The organism is Microbacterium sp. PAMC22086 (assembly GCF_019443525.1).
Lineage (GTDB): Bacteria > Actinomycetota > Actinomycetes > Actinomycetales > Microbacteriaceae > Microbacterium > Microbacterium maritypicum.
The window spans coordinates 422,210-436,173 of sequence record NZ_CP080380.1; the positions used below are offsets into that span (position 1 = coordinate 422,210).

The following is a 13,964-nucleotide window of genomic DNA, read 5'->3' on the forward strand; positions in this document are numbered from 1 at the left end:
GACGGCGAGCGGGAGATTGTCAGCGTTGCGACGGCCTTCGCGGGGCTGCTCAGACCACGGATACGAAGCGCACGCGCTCGGGGTCTATCCGCAGGCGGACCTGATCCCCCGGCACGAGCCCGTCCGCTTCGGCGAGCGAGACGTCGACCGCGCACGCCCGGGTCTGCACCCGCACCCCGGCGAGCGTGGATTCGAGTCGTGTGACCTCGGTCTCCCAGGCATCCGATTCCGCATCACCGACGACCTGCACATGCTCGGGACGGAACACTGCGGCGAGCGGCGAGCCCACGATCGCGGCGAGCGCGAGCGAGGCGGCATCCGTGCTCGCGAGACGCCGGTGACCGCTGCGCCACCCGCCGTCCGCCGCGACGCCGACCAGCCAATTGACGCCCGCGATCGAGGCGACGAAGTCCGAGGCGGGCGCAGACAGCACGTCGCGCACGGGTCCGGTCTGCGTGACACGCCCCGACTCGATGACCACGAGACGGTCAGCCAGCGCGACGGCGTCCGCGGCGTCGTGCGTGACCGCGAGCGTGGTGATCCCGGTGAGCTGATCGCGCAGCATCTGTCGGATGTCGCCCGCCGTCGCCGGATCGAGCGCCACCAGCGGTTCGTCGAGCAGCACCGCGCGCGGAGATGCGGCGAGCGCTCTGGCGACCGCGACGCGCTGCCCTTCGCCGCCGGAGAGCTCGCGCGGCATGCGATCCCCCGCTCCGGGGAGTCCGACGCGTGCAAGCCACTCATCGGCCGAGTCGCGCGCGGTGCGGGCGTCCTCTCCTGCCGCGCGAGGGCCGAAGGCGACGTTCTCGCGCACCGACAGGTGGGGGAACAGCCGCGCATCCTGGCCGAGCAGCACGATGCCCCGGTTCATGGGTGCGGTCCGCACGCGCGGAGCGGCGACGCGGTCGACCACGCGTCCGTCGACCTCGATCTCCCCTGCAGTCAGCGGCTCGAGCCCTGCGAGCGCCTGCAGCAGGGTCGATTTGCCTGCACCGCTGGGCCCCATGATGGCGACGGTCTCGCCGACCGCGACCTGCACCGCGACCTCGACGGCGAAGTGCTCGCGTTCGACGATCACCTGCGCCCGCAGCCCCGGCGCTGCGCCGGCGTGGTGCTCCGACGGAGTCATCGTGTCACCCCCGGTCGCCACCCGCGCACCAGCAGCAGTACGACGATCGCGGTGGCGAGCAGCAGCAGCGCGAGGGCGACCGCCGTGCCCTGCGACACTCCCGCTCCGTTGAACGCCGTGTAGATCGCCAGCGGCATGGTCTGCGTGACCCCAGGCCGATTTCCGGCGAACAGCGCCGTCGCCCCGAACTCGCCGATGGCCCGCGCGAAGCACAGCACGACGCCGGCGACGATGCCCGGAGCCGCGAGCGGCAGGGTGATGCGGCGCAGGATCGTCCATCGGCCGGCTCCGAGCGCCGCCGCCGTGCGTTCGTAGTCCACACCCGAGGTGCGTACGGCACCCTCCACGGCCAGCACCAGGAACGGCAGCGCGACGAACGTCTGCGCCAGCACCACCGCCGGGGTGCTGAAGGACAGACCGAGTCCGCCGAGCCACCCTGCACGCCCGAACAGGTACAGCAGCGCGACACCGCCCACCATCGGCGGCAGCACCAGTGGCACCGTGACGACGGCGCGCAGCACCGCTGCCAGTCGAGGGCCGGAGCGGGCGATGTACAGCGCGAGTGGCACGCCCACGATGATGCACACGACGGTGGCCACGAGGCCGGTGCCGAGCGAGAGCAGGAGTGCCGAGAGCGCAGCCTGCGACGTCACATCCGCGAGGAAGGTCGACCACTGCACCCGCGCGACGAGAGCGGTGAGCGGCAGGACCAGGAAGACCAGTCCGACGAGGGCGGGAACCGCGAGAGCGCGCGGAGCGTATCCGTGCGCAGGTGCCGCGCTCACGGGGCTCCGAAGCCGAAGTCCGCCAGGATCCTCTGACCCTCCGCCGACAGCACGAAGGCCACGAACGCCTCGGCCGCCTCGACGTTCGGCGCGTCGGAGAGCGCGGTGATCGGGTAGTGGTTGACGACCTCGTCGGCGCCGTCGGGCACGATCACCTCGACATCGTCACGACCGATCACGTCGGTGGCGTACACGAGTCCGGCGTCGGCTTCGGAGGCGGCGACCTTCGTGAGCACGGCCGTCACGTTCTGCTCGAGACTCGCGGCGTCGACCGTCACGCCCGCCGTGGAGAGCAGCTTCGCGGAGGCCGCACCGCAGGGCACCTCCGGCGCGCACAGCACCGTGGTCACGTCGGCCAGATCGGCCAGTGCCCCGACCCCGCCCGGGTTGCCGGTCGGCACGGCGATCACGAGGGTGTTGGAGGCGAACAACGCAGGATCCACCGCGGCATCGGTCGCCTTGTCCATGTTGGCCTCGTCGGCGGATGCGAACACGTCGGCCGGCGCACCTTCGAGGATCTGCGTGACCAGGGTCGACGAGCCGTCGTACACGGGGCTGAACCGCACGCCCGGGTTCTCGGCGGTGAAGGCCTCTCCGATCGCGTCGAAGGCCCCCCTGAGGGAGGCGGCGGCGTAGACCGTGAGGTCTCCGCTCAGGCCGCCCTCCGCCGTCGTCGGTGTGGCCGTGCTCCCGTCGGCGGTCGCACAGCCCGCGAGGGCGAGCGCGACGGCGGCGAGGACGGCGACGGCGGAACGGCGGAACGGGCGGTTCATGTCAGCCCTTCGGGACCTCGACGACGACCTGGGTCGCCTTGACGGATGCGGTGGCGAGCGAACCGACCTCGAGCTGGAGTTCGCGCACCGCTTCGGACGAGATCAGCGAGACGACCCTATGCGGTCCGGATTGGATGTCGATCTGTGCCATCAACCCGTCGACCTGCACCCGGGTGACGATGCCGACGAAGCGGTTGCGGGCGCTGGAGAGCACGTCTCCGGCCTTCTTCGCCTCCTCCGCGAGGGCGACGGCTCGCGCCGCGACGGCATCCCCGGGGATCTCGGCCGGAACCGCATCGGTGACCGGCAGCAGCCCCTGCTCGATCCATCGACGGACCGTGTCGTCGCTCACCCCGAGCAGCTGCGCGGCACGGGCGATCCGGTAGGTCTGCATGAAGTGAATCTACCGCAGATACGGAGATATCCATCGATAATCTCCGACTCTGCGACTCTGCGTGGCCGATCACTCCCCTCCCACACGCCGCGGTCCCTGTGTCCCCCGAATGGCCGATACCGCGTGCGTCGGATGTCCGACATGATGACTATCACCATGACGGCACCGAATCCACCGGCGGACGACCTGTCCGACTTCGCCGAGCTGATGACGCACGAGCAGGAGTTCCTGTCCCCTCGTGATCTCGTCGATCCGGTGGTCCGCCGAAGGCGCAGGCGCCGGGGTCTCATCATCACGGCGGTCTGCGTCGTCCTGTTGCTGGCCGCGACCGGCGGTTACGTCGGGTGGGCTCTCACCGCTCCCGTCGGTGCGCCCACTATGACCACACAGACACCGCAGGCCCCGACCGTCGATGCGGCGGCGGTCGCCACGCCCCCGGTCGGCGCATCGGCGATCAGCGTCTCCGGCGCGGACGCCTACCTGGGCGAGTCGGCGAGTGGGATCTGGACGTCGAGCGGCACCGGCGAGCCGCTCCCCATCGCGAGCATCACGAAGCTCATCACCGCGTTGGTCATCCTCGAGGCCTCCCCGCTCGCCTCCGCAGAAGACCCCGGACCGACGATCACGTTCGACAAATCCGATCACGACCTCTACGACAGGTACTACGTGATGGGGGCGACCATCGCCCCCATGCCCACCGGCACCTCGATGTCGCTGCGCGATGCCCTGGCCGCCATGCTGATCCCCTCGGCGAGCAACTACGCCGAGGCGCTGTCATCCCGGATCTTCGGATCGCAAAGCGCGTTCCTCGGCGCGACGCGCGACTGGCTCGCCGCCCATGGGCTGACGGGCACGACGATCACCGAGCCCACGGGGATCAGCCCCCGCAACACGAGCACGCCCGCCGACCTCCTGGCGATCGGGAAGCTCGCCGCCGCGAATCCGGTGATCGCTCAGATCGTCGCGACCCCATCGATCTCACTCCCCGGCGCCGGCCCGCTCTACAACACCAACGGACTTCTCGGAACCAGCGGCATCACGGGGTTGAAGACCGGCAGCCTCGGCGAGGGCACCTACAGCCTGCTGTACACCGCGACCCTCGTCGTGGGCGCCACCGACCCTCTCGCGGTGACCGGTGTCGTGCTCGGAGGACCCTCGCGCGAGTCGGTGAACGCCAGCGTGATCGCCACTCTGGACAGCGTCCGCGCCGGTTTCCACCAGGTGCCGGTCGCGACCTCGGGGCAGGAGATCGGCACGATCTCGACGCCGTGGGGCGACACCGCGCGACTGGTCATCGGAGAGGCGCCATCGATCTTCACCTGGTCGGACACGCCGATCACCGTGACGATGGACATCGAGACTCCGCCGACCTATCGGGACGGCTCGGTCGTGGGGAGCGTCACCTGGACCGCGGGCCCGAACACCGTCACCGCCCGGGTCCAGATCAAAGGCAGCATCGACTCGCCGTCCGAGTGGTGGCGACTCACCCACCCGTCCGAGCTCGGCTCGATGACGGATGCCGCGCGCTGAGGCGACACGGGCGATCCGATCGACCGTCGTCAGAGCACCCGCGTTCTGCCCTATCCTGACCGCGTAGGTCTTCGGAAGGAACACCATGGCGGATGCTGTCGTTCTCGTATCGGGTGGTGCTGCCGTGACACCGTTCACGGATCCCGACCGCGCCAGCGGGTCGGGCCTCGCCGCCGGCAACACGCTCACCGCCCTTCGCGCTCATCTTCTCGAGCGTGGCGCTGCGGTCTTCACCGCACCCGCCCGCATCGGAGACGGCGAGGTCCGGGAAGACGCCGGGTGGCAGGGTTTCGCTGATGCGCCCGTCGTGCTGCCCGCGGAGATGACCGTCAACGCGGTCGGCGGGATCGACGAGGGCGGTGCCCGCTTGGCCGCATTCCTGCGGTGGCTCGGCGAGGAACACGGCTTCACCGAGGTCGACCTCGTCGCGCACTCGATGGGCGGGCTGTTCTCCCGCGCGGCGATCCGCCATCTGCAGGGGGCCGGACCGTCGGTGCATCGACTCCTCACCCTCGGCACCCCGTGGGAGGGTTCGCTGCTCGGCGATGTGCTCACCGGCGAGATCTCCGCGAACGACGCCGCCGGCGACGAGGGGACCGCCCAGATCCTGGAGAGATCGCGCAGCTACGCCGCCGAGAACTCGCAGGGCGCTGCCGACCAGGTCTCGCGCCGGTTCCTTCGGGAGTGGAATGCGACGCAGGTCGGAGTGCTCGACACGATCACCGTCACCGCGATCGGCGCCGGGCACAGCATCTTCTTCGCCGACGCCTTCGGCCTGCCGTGGGAGCGGGCGCTCACCTGGGATCCCGAGGTGTTCGCGGTCGTCGACGATGCGCTCCAGGCCAGAACCGGGGGCATACGCTGAACCCATGCAGCCCCTCGTCGCCCCCGTCGCCGCGCTGGACCCCGAAGAACTCGTCCGCACGGCCCGGCACGCGGTGCTCTCCGGCATCGGCGAAGAAGGTCAGCGCCGCCTCAACGCCGCGCATGTCACGATCATCGGCGCGGGAGGGCTCGGCTCCCCCGTGCTGCTCGCCCTGGCCGCCGCGGGAATCGGCACCATCACGGTGATCGACGACGACATCGTGGAGCTCACCAACCTGCAGCGCCAGCTGGCGCACCGGGTGGAGGACATCGGAGCGTTGAAGACCGCATCCGCCGCGCGCGCCATCACCGCCCTCGCTCCGCAGACCGTGGTGACCCAGGTGCCCGAACGCCTCGACGCTGTCAACGCCGAACGCCTGCTCGCCGGCGCCGATGTGGTGGTCGACACGAGCGATTCGTTCGCGACCCGCCGCGATGTGGCCGCGGCGGCCGAAGCGCTCGGACTCCCACTCGTGTGGGGTGCCGTGCAGGAGTGGCATGCGCAGGCCACGGTGTTCTGGTCGGACCCGCCGGAGGGGGAGCCGGTGGTGCTCGCCGACCTCTTCCCGCTGGGCACCGAGGGCGAGCCGCCCAGCTGCGCTCAGGTCGGTGTTCTCGGAGCCCTGTGTGTGCAGGTCGGCGGGCTGCTGGCGGGCGAGGTGATCAAGCTCCTGAGCGGTGCCGGCGAACCGCTGCTCGGTCGGCTCGCGATGATCGATGCGCTCACCTCCCGCCAGCACGAGATACCGATCCGTCCGGCATCCGCGGCGACGAGGGCGGTGCGCGCATGACCGGCCGCCGCACGGTCGAGGAGCAGCTCGCCCGTGTGCTCGATGCCGTCCGCCTGATCGAGAGCGAGACGCGTCCGGTGGCTGATGCCGCAGGACGCACCCTCGCCGCTCCCGCAGCCGCCGCCCACGACATCCCCCTGTTCGACAACTCCGCGATGGACGGCTTCGCCGTGCGCGGCGCCGATGTCGCTGACGCCTCCGAGGAGAACCCGGTCACTCTGCGCGTGGTCGCCGACCTCCCCGCGGGCATCGACCTCGACCCCCCGCTCGGCGTGGGCGAAGCCGCCCGCATCATGACCGGATCCCCCACCCCCACCGACGCCGACGTGATCGTGCCGTTCGAGGACACGGCCGGTGACCTCGCCGACTCGCTCGACGAGGTGAGGGTGTTGCGCGCTCCGGCGAAGCCCGGGGTGTTCGTGCGCCGACGCGGGACCGACCTGCACGCAGGCGACGAGGTCGTGCACGCCGGCGAGCGCCTGGGTCCTTTCCAGCTGGCCGCCGCGGTCGCCGCCGGGGTCGCCGAGGTCTCGGTGACGCGAGCTCCGCGCGTGGCGGTGGTGTCGACCGGGAGCGAACTGCTCGCACCGGGGGAATCCCCCACCCGCGGACGGATCCCCGACTCCAACGGCCCGCTGCTCGAACAGCTGGTCTCCGAGGCCGATGCCGAGGTGGTGCTGGTCGCGCGCGTTCCGGACGAGGCGGACGCCGTCAGGGCGGTGACCGCCGAAGCCCTCGCCCTCGGCGCCGATGTGATCGTGTTCACCGGCGGGGTGAGCGCGGGGGCCTACGAGCCCGTGCGCGGGGCCTTCGACGGCGGCGGACAGGTCGAGTTCAGCGCGGTCGCCATGCAGCCCGGCAAGCCGCAGGCCTTCGGAGTGCTCGATGACGGGTGCCTGGTGTTCGGCCTGCCGGGGAACCCCGTGAGCGTGGCGGTGTCGTTCGAGGTGTTCGTGCGCCCCGCCCTGCTCGCGATGCAGGGGCGTGCCCTGATCCACCGCCCTCGTGCGCCGTTCACCGCCGACGCATCGTGGACGCCGCCCCCGGGACGTCGCCAGTACCTGCCGGCCGTGGTCGACCTCGCCGCGCGCACGGTGCGTCCTGCGACCGCCGGCGGATCGGGATCCCATCTCGCCGGCGGACTCGCACGTGCGCACGCGTTCGCGATCGTGCCGGCCGAGGTCGAGACCGTCGCCGTGGGCGATGTGATCGATGTCATGCTGGTCGGATGAGCTTTCCCCACCTTGACGCCGGCGGCCGCGCGCACATGGTCGATGTGACCGCGAAGCAGCCGACTGTCCGCACCGCGACCGCCCGTGGTTTCGTGCGCTGCAGCACCGACGTGATCGCCGCCCTCCGCGACGGCACCGTACCGAAGGGCGACGTGCTCGCCGTGGCGCGCATCGCCGGTATCCAGGCGGCCAAGTCCACGCCTTCGCTGCTGCCGCTCGCGCACGTGATCGGAGTGCACCGTGCGAGCGTCGAGCTCGACATCGTCGACGACGGCGTTCACATCGAGGCGACGGTGGGCACCGCCGATCGCACCGGGGTGGAGATGGAGGCTCTCACCGCCGTCTCGGTCACCGCTCTGGCGGTCGTCGACATGATCAAGGGCGTCGACCGCGCGGTCGTGATCGAAGACGTGCGCATCGTGGCGAAGTCGGGTGGGCGCTCGGGCGACTGGGTGCGCCCCGGAGAAGCCGCCCCCGGAGAAGCCCGATGACGCGGGTGCGCTACTTCGCCGCCGCCGCAGAGGCCGCGGGGACGGGCGAGGAGGAGCGCGGCGAACGTTCCCTCCTGGCTCTGCGGACCGCCGTCGTGGCTGAGCATCCGGCACTCGCCGACATCCTGCCGCGCTGCGCGGTGCTCGTCGACGGGGTGCGCACCGACGGCGACATCGCTCTCGACGACGCGGAGCTCATCGACGTGCTCCCGCCCTTCGCGGGCGGCTGACAACGCACCACGTGCATGACCGCCGGCCACCTGCATGACCACTGGCCGGCGTTTCCTCCTGCATACGGCAAAACCTCATGCAGGTGACGTGTCGAGAACGGCGATGGTGCGAGGGGCTCAGCCGCCGATGCCCTTCCACGACGACGTCCCGTCGACCTCGAGCTGACGCTTCCACACCGGCAGGTCTGCCTTGATCGCCTCGATGACGGCCCGGCACACCTCGAACGCCTCGGCGCGGTGCTCGGAGGCGACCGCGATCACGACGGCCGCATCGCCGACGTCGAGGCGTCCGATGCGATGGCTCACGGCCACCACGGCGGGGGCCTCCGCTCCGGCACCGGCCTCCTGGGCGATCCTTCGCAGCGCCGCCTCCGCATCGGGGTGCGCGCTGTACTCCAATCCGACCACGGGCGTCTCGGCGTCCGGGTCGTTGTCGCGCACGCGACCGACGAAGGTCGTCACCGCTCCCAGCCGGGGATCTTCGACCGCCGCCAGGTGTGCATCCAGATCGAGTCGCGCTTCCGATACCGCTGCGATTCGCACGTCGTTCATGAGTGGTCTCCGCCCTCCACTTGATCCAGGATGTGCGCGGCGACGCCGAGCACCACGGGTACGCCGGAGGCGACAGCGCGGGTCGAGCCGGGCAGGTTCACCACGAGCATGCCCGCCGGGTCGACGATGCCGGCGAGCCCTCGCGACAGCACGGACAGCGGGGTGTCGGCGAGGCCGCGACGACGCAGCTCCTCGGCGATGCCGGGAAGCTCGCGGGTGATCACACGCCGCGTCCCCTCGGGTGTCAGATCACGCGGGCCGATGCCCGTCCCACCGGTGGTCACGACCAGGCGGATGCCACGTGCGGCGGCTCGGCGCAGGGCGTCCGCCACCGACCCCGCACCGTCGGCGATGACCTCGGCGTCGGGGCAGTGCCACCCTGCCTCACGCAGCAGCCCCACGGCGATCGGGCCTCCCCGATCCTCGCGTTCTCCGGAGAACGAGCGGTCCGAGACGGTGATCACGAGTGCGGGGAACGGGCCCATGGCTCCCACCATAGGCCCGAGCGGGTGACCGCGCACGGGTCTCAGTTGACCCGGATGAGCGAACGCTGCCAGCCCGACGATCCGTTCGGCGCGATGGGTGCCCGCTCCTGGATCTGCAGGTCGCCGTTCTTGTTCACCGCGCGCACCGCGACATAGTGCGTGCCCGGTGTGGCATCCCACTCCATGAACCACTGCACCCAGGTGTCGTCGTTGATCGGCGCCGACAGGGTGGCCTGAACCCAGTCGCCGTCGTCGATGCTCACCTCCACGCGCTCGATGCCGACCGACTGCGCCCAGGCGACTCCGGCGATCGGGATCTTCCCCGCCGCCACCGCCTCGCCGATCTTGGGGGTGTCGACGCGAGAGGCGAACTTGATCGGCGCCTCGGCGCTGTAGCCACGCGGCGTCCAGTACGCCTCATCCTGGGCGAACGTCGTCACCTTGAGCTCCGTGAGCCACTTGGTCGCCGACACGTACCCGTAGAGTCCGGGAACCACCATCCGCACAGGGAAACCGTGCTCGAGCGGGAGCGGTTCACCGTTCATCCCGACGGCGAGGATCGCATCGAGGTCGTCATCGGTGAGTGCCGACAGCGGGGTGCTCGCGGTGTAGCCGTCAACGCTGCGCGAGAGCACCATGTCGGCGCCGGACTTCACACCCGCCTTCTTGAGCACGTCGCGCAACGGCACCCCGAGCCACTTCGCGTTCCCGACGAGCTCGCCGCCGACCTCGTTCGACACGCACGTGAGCGTGATGGCGTACTCGTCGAGGCCCATGTCGAGGATGTCCTGGAAGCTCATCTCCACACGCTGGTCGACCATGCCGTCGATCACCAGACGCCAGGTGTCCGGATCGATCGAGGGAACCGTGAGGGCCGTGTCGACGCGGTAGAAGTCCTTGTTCGGGGTGAACAGCTTGCTGAGTCCGGGGATGTCGAGCTCGGCACCGTCCGGCACCGCGACCGTCGTGCGGGGAGAGGGCAGCTTGAGCGCGCTCCTGATCGCCTCCACCGATGACACGGCCATGCTCACCGTGCGAGCCGTGATGCCCACCACCAGCGCGGATGCTCCGGCGAGAGCGGCGAGGACGAAGAAGCGGCGCCTGTCGATCCCCGGCCGCGCAGGTTCCGCAGCGGCGAGGTCGGCATCGGTCTCAGCGGGCACCGTGTCCTCGTTCTCTTGCCCCGGCGTTGCGACCACGGATGCCCTCCACCCGCGCAGGCGCCGGCACAGGAGAACGAGGACGAACGACCCCGCGACGGTTCCGAGCACCGGCGGCAGGAAGGCGAGCGGGGTCACCGCGGCGCGGGTCACGATCGCCGCGGTCGAGAGCACGCCCGCGATCACCAGCGCGATCACGCCGAGCGGCGGACGCACCAGCTGCAGGATGCCGGCGATCGCCGAGGCGATGAACACCGCGAGACCGAGGCCGGCCAGCAGCGCGATCTTGTCGTATTCGCCGAAGGTGGCGATCGCGAACTCCTTGAAGGGCTGCGGCACGATGTCGATCACGAACCCGCCGACCGCGAGAATCGGACTGGCCGCGCGCGCGAAGAGCAGCGCGAACAGCTCGGCCGTCGCGAGGAAGACGCCACCGCCGATCACGCCCGCGAGGGCGGCCCAGACGAGGAATCTCTTGCCACTGCGGCGCTGCACCATGATCGTCTCCTGTTCCACCGGGTCCGGTGTGATCCCCCGTTGTTCGGAGCCGAGGCGCGATCGGATGTGAGGATCGACGGAAGACGCTCCCGCAGGTCAGAGACGCCGCACGGTGATGGCCTCGCGTCCCTGGAACTGCCGCAGCGTGCGCGTGCAACGGGAGCACAGGATCTCGACCCGACGCGGGTGGCCCTCGCCGCACACGCAGTCGACCGTGACGCGCCACTTCGCCTTGCGCCCGCACGGCTGGTAGCCGTCGTCGTCGCCGTGGTCGCACTCGCACCGCTGCCGTTCGCGGTCGACTCCCGCGAGTTGGTCGATCTTCGCGACTTCGTCGACGTCGGTGTCGGCCTCGACGGCCTCGGCTTCCTGCGTTCTCCCCACCAGCCGATGCTCCCAGGACCGCGGCTGCGCGCGCAACACGCTCTCGCGCGGGCGCGCCCCGGTCAGACCCCGACCACCCGTGGATCGGTGGGAGCGTCCGGGATCGCCGGCGGCGCGGGAGGGGGAGCCGGGGCGAGCTGGCGCTGCGGCACCCCGTGCGCCTCGCGGTGCAGTCGCTCCATGCGGCTGTCGAGTTCGGCGGCGGCATCCGCGGCATCCGAGAGGCTGTCGACGAGGTGCGAGGGCACCTGGTTCGAGAACTTGTAGTAGATCTTGTGCTCGAGGCTCGCCCAGAAGTCCATCGCGATCGTGCGGAACTGCACTTCCACCGGCACCGAGAGCGCACCGGTCGACAGGAACACGGGCACCTCGATGATCGCGTGCAGGCTCTTGTAGCCGTTGGCCTTGGGGTGGGCGATGTAGTCCTTGACCGTGCGCACGGTGACGTCGTCCTGCGCGGTGAGCAGGTCGAACAGTCGGTAGACGTCGGCGACGAAGCTGCAGGTCACGCGCACACCGGCGATGTCGGTGATCTCTGCGCGGATGCGGTCGAAGTCGGGCTCGTCGATGCCCTTGCGGGCGATCTTCTCGACGATGCTGTCGGGCGACTTCAGCCGACTCTTCACGTGCTCGATGGGGTTGTACGCGTGGTCGTGCGTGAACTCGTCGCGCAGGATCGAGATCTTCGTCTCGACCTCGCGCATCCCGAACTCGTACTCGCGCAGGAACCGCTGCAGCTCGTCTCGCAGCACGCGGGCCTGGTTGATCGTGTCCTCGGTGACGTGAACAGTCGTCATGCCCTCGCACGTTACGGCGTCGTGATCGGAAACCGCTGTGGATCCCTGATGTCCGCGCGGGCGTCGACGAGATGCTGACCGGAGAGGACGCCGGGGAGCCCCCGCCCGAAGCGGGTGGTGAACAGCATCACGATCGCGACGAGGATCAGGAGCGACGAGGCGAGATCGAAGAATCCCCCCAGCAGTGCGAGCGCGCTGAGCCCGCCGATGCCGCCCGTCCACCGCAGGAGCCGGGCGAACGGCGCCGGCAGGGGTGAGCCCGTGTACCGCAGCTGCACGGCGATGTCACCGATCGAGCGCCCGCTGATCAGGATCAGCACCAGGAAAAGGGCCGAAGGGACGATGGTTCCCGCGGCGGACGCGAGGCCGCCGTCGAGCACCGCTGCGCGATCGTCGGCCACGAACTGCAGCCACAGCTGCACGGACACACTGACGCCCACGCTCAGGAACCCGAAGGCGAGGCCATCGCACAGCATCGCGAGGGCCCGGCGACCGCGGGTGACAGGACGCGGGAGGTCAGCGTCGGGGCTCGCCTTCGCGCCGCGCAGCGCCCTCGGGACGAGGAGGGCCACTGCGCACCCGACGACGGCGCCCAGCGTGTTCGTCATGAGGTCACCCACGTCGAAGAAGCGGTACGCGCACGGGTAGACGCCCCACACACCGGTCAGCTGCGTGGTCTCGACCAGCAACGACAGACCGAGGCCTGCGGCCAGCGCCGTCAGGATGCCGCGGCCGGCGAGCACGCGGACGAAGAAGCCGAGCGGCACGAACAGCACCACGTTGAACACCAGTTGCAGCAGGGCCGGGTGCCGCAGCGGGTTCCCCGGCGCCGCGAGGGCCTTCTGCACGTCGCGCACGACCGACATTGGATCGGTAATCGCCCCCACGCAGCGGATCGTGTCGGGGTCGGGCAGCGGAAGCAGGGTGTAGGTCCAGATGGCCCAGAAGTAGATGAGGGCCGCGAGCCAGAGCAGCGTGCGCCCGAAGCCGAGTCGCCCGCGCCGCCGGTAGCTGACCGCCACGAACGGCACGAACAGAAGGATGCCGAAAGCCACCCCCACCGCGATCGCGATGAATCCGAGCAACACTTGATCTTCCACCGCGTGCCAGTGTAGCCGCGCCCGTGAGGATTGCGTGAGGACCGCACATCCCACCGTAGGGATTCCGTGAGGATCGCGTGAGGATGCCATCAGGAGGCGTAGTGTCGCCCGACCTGCCAACGAAAACAGGGAGGCCGCGGACGCACCGCCGCGCGCCAAGCGCATCCTCATCGGAGAACCGCTGACGAGTCAGCAGGTCGACGACCAGCTGCTCCCGAAGCGCATGGCTCTGCCGATCTTCGCATCCGATGCCCTCAGCTCGGTGGCCTACGCCCCGCAGGAGCTGGTGATGATCCTGCTGATCGGCGGGCTCACCTTCCTGTCGTTCACGCCACTCGTCGCGATCGCCGTCGTCGTGCTGCTGATCGTGGTCGTGCTCAGCTACCGCCAGCTCATCAAGGCGTACCCGTCGGGCGGTGGCGACTACGAGGTCGCGTCGAAGAACCTCGGCGAGATCCCCGGCGTGATCGTGGCCGCGGCACTCCTGGTCGACTACGTGCTGACCGTGGCCGTGTCGGTCGCCTCCGGTGTCGACAACATCATCTCGGCCGTGCCGGGGCTCGATCGCCATCTGCCTCTTCGCCGGGCTCACCGCCCTCGCCCTCATCACCGGCGTGCACTACGCCGAGAACCCCTGCGACCTCGTCGGGTTCGACTGCACGAATCCGCAGCCCTCCCTGCCCTTCGTGCGTGATTCCATGCGTCGAACGATACGGGGACCGCGAGCGGAGCTCATCGGGGTTGACACCCGATCCCCGTTTCGCTAACC

Annotated in this window: 16 protein-coding genes and 1 pseudogene; 7 read left to right on the plus strand and 10 right to left on the minus strand. The window is 70.2% G+C overall.

Annotated elements, in window-relative coordinates; translation table 11 throughout:
* Positions 1-49 precede the first annotated feature (49 nt).
* The 4 genes from KY497_RS02035 to KY497_RS02050 are packed head-to-tail and all read right to left on the minus strand — an operon-like array spanning position 50 to position 3,081.
* Entirely contained in the window at positions 50-1,129 is a 1,080-nt protein-coding gene (locus KY497_RS02035; protein ID WP_219869698.1) for a sulfate/molybdate ABC transporter ATP-binding protein, read from the minus strand.
* Complete coding sequence (gene modB / locus KY497_RS02040) at positions 1,126-1,914, minus strand: molybdate ABC transporter permease subunit (RefSeq protein ID WP_055876433.1); 789 nt, start codon at positions 1,912-1,914, stop codon at positions 1,126-1,128. The genes KY497_RS02035 and modB overlap by 4 nt, the downstream gene beginning before the upstream one ends.
* Entirely contained in the window at positions 1,911-2,687 is a 777-nt protein-coding gene (modA, locus tag KY497_RS02045) for a molybdate ABC transporter substrate-binding protein (RefSeq protein WP_141388208.1), read from the minus strand. Before modA ends, modB begins: the two co-directional genes overlap by 4 nt.
* Before the next feature lies 1 nt (position 2,688).
* Positions 2,689-3,081 carry a molybdopterin-binding protein gene (locus tag KY497_RS02050; RefSeq protein WP_127481664.1) on the minus strand — a complete coding sequence of 131 codons (393 nt, stop codon included), beginning with the start codon at positions 3,079-3,081 and terminating at the stop codon, positions 2,689-2,691.
* A 141-nt stretch (positions 3,082-3,222) separates the two neighbouring features.
* Between KY497_RS02050 and KY497_RS02055 the strand changes: the two genes are divergently transcribed.
* The 6 genes from KY497_RS02055 to KY497_RS02080 all read left to right on the plus strand — a co-directional run bounded on the left by KY497_RS02055 (position 3,223) and on the right by KY497_RS02080 (position 8,219).
* Positions 3,223-4,611: a D-alanyl-D-alanine carboxypeptidase family protein gene (locus tag KY497_RS02055; protein WP_258185810.1), complete on the plus strand. Its 1,389-nt coding sequence runs from the start codon at positions 3,223-3,225 to the stop codon at positions 4,609-4,611.
* Between the two features lie 85 nt (positions 4,612-4,696).
* Positions 4,697-5,476 (plus strand): triacylglycerol lipase, encoded by a 780-nt coding sequence (locus KY497_RS02060; protein WP_219869699.1) that lies wholly within the window; start codon positions 4,697-4,699, stop codon positions 5,474-5,476.
* Between the two features lie 4 nt (positions 5,477-5,480).
* A complete protein-coding gene (locus KY497_RS02065; RefSeq protein WP_055869299.1) occupies positions 5,481-6,266 on the plus strand; it encodes a HesA/MoeB/ThiF family protein in 786 nt (261 codons plus the stop codon).
* Positions 6,263-7,498: a gephyrin-like molybdotransferase Glp gene (glp, locus tag KY497_RS02070; protein WP_219869700.1), complete on the plus strand. Its 1,236-nt coding sequence runs from the start codon at positions 6,263-6,265 to the stop codon at positions 7,496-7,498. Before KY497_RS02065 ends, glp begins: the two co-directional genes overlap by 4 nt.
* Positions 7,495-7,989 (plus strand): cyclic pyranopterin monophosphate synthase MoaC, encoded by a 495-nt coding sequence (gene moaC, locus KY497_RS02075; RefSeq protein ID WP_219869701.1) that lies wholly within the window; start codon positions 7,495-7,497, stop codon positions 7,987-7,989. The genes glp and moaC overlap by 4 nt, the downstream gene beginning before the upstream one ends.
* On the plus strand, positions 7,986-8,219 hold the full coding sequence (locus tag KY497_RS02080) for a MoaD/ThiS family protein (RefSeq protein ID WP_055869296.1): 234 nt from the start codon (positions 7,986-7,988) through the stop codon (positions 8,217-8,219). Before moaC ends, KY497_RS02080 begins: the two co-directional genes overlap by 4 nt.
* Before the next feature lie 117 nt (positions 8,220-8,336).
* Here KY497_RS02080 and KY497_RS02085 read toward each other — a convergent pair whose 3' ends face one another.
* The 6 genes from KY497_RS02085 to KY497_RS02110 form a co-directional block, all read right to left on the minus strand.
* Complete coding sequence (locus tag KY497_RS02085; protein WP_017831259.1) at positions 8,337-8,771, minus strand: molybdenum cofactor biosynthesis protein MoaE; 435 nt, start codon at positions 8,769-8,771, stop codon at positions 8,337-8,339.
* Complete coding sequence (locus tag KY497_RS02090; RefSeq protein ID WP_055876411.1) at positions 8,768-9,256, minus strand: molybdenum cofactor biosynthesis protein B; 489 nt, start codon at positions 9,254-9,256, stop codon at positions 8,768-8,770. The genes KY497_RS02085 and KY497_RS02090 overlap by 4 nt, the downstream gene beginning before the upstream one ends.
* A gap of 41 nt (positions 9,257-9,297) precedes the next feature.
* Positions 9,298-10,914, minus strand: coding sequence for a molybdopterin-dependent oxidoreductase (locus tag KY497_RS02095; protein ID WP_219870279.1), 1,617 nt, complete (start codon positions 10,912-10,914; stop codon positions 9,298-9,300).
* A 96-nt stretch (positions 10,915-11,010) separates the two neighbouring features.
* Entirely contained in the window at positions 11,011-11,298 is a 288-nt protein-coding gene (locus KY497_RS02100) for a hypothetical protein (RefSeq protein ID WP_219869702.1), read from the minus strand.
* A 62-nt stretch (positions 11,299-11,360) separates the two neighbouring features.
* Positions 11,361-12,095 carry a GTP pyrophosphokinase family protein gene (locus KY497_RS02105; RefSeq protein ID WP_055869293.1) on the minus strand — a complete coding sequence of 245 codons (735 nt, stop codon included), beginning with the start codon at positions 12,093-12,095 and terminating at the stop codon, positions 11,361-11,363.
* A gap of 11 nt (positions 12,096-12,106) precedes the next feature.
* Entirely contained in the window at positions 12,107-13,195 is a 1,089-nt protein-coding gene (locus KY497_RS02110) for a VanZ family protein (protein ID WP_258185813.1), read from the minus strand.
* A gap of 223 nt (positions 13,196-13,418) precedes the next feature.
* Here KY497_RS02110 and KY497_RS02115 point away from each other — a divergent pair.
* A pseudogene (locus tag KY497_RS02115) lies at positions 13,419-13,757 on the plus strand (amino acid permease); the annotation flags it as partial.
* Positions 13,758-13,964: the final 207 nt, after the last annotated feature.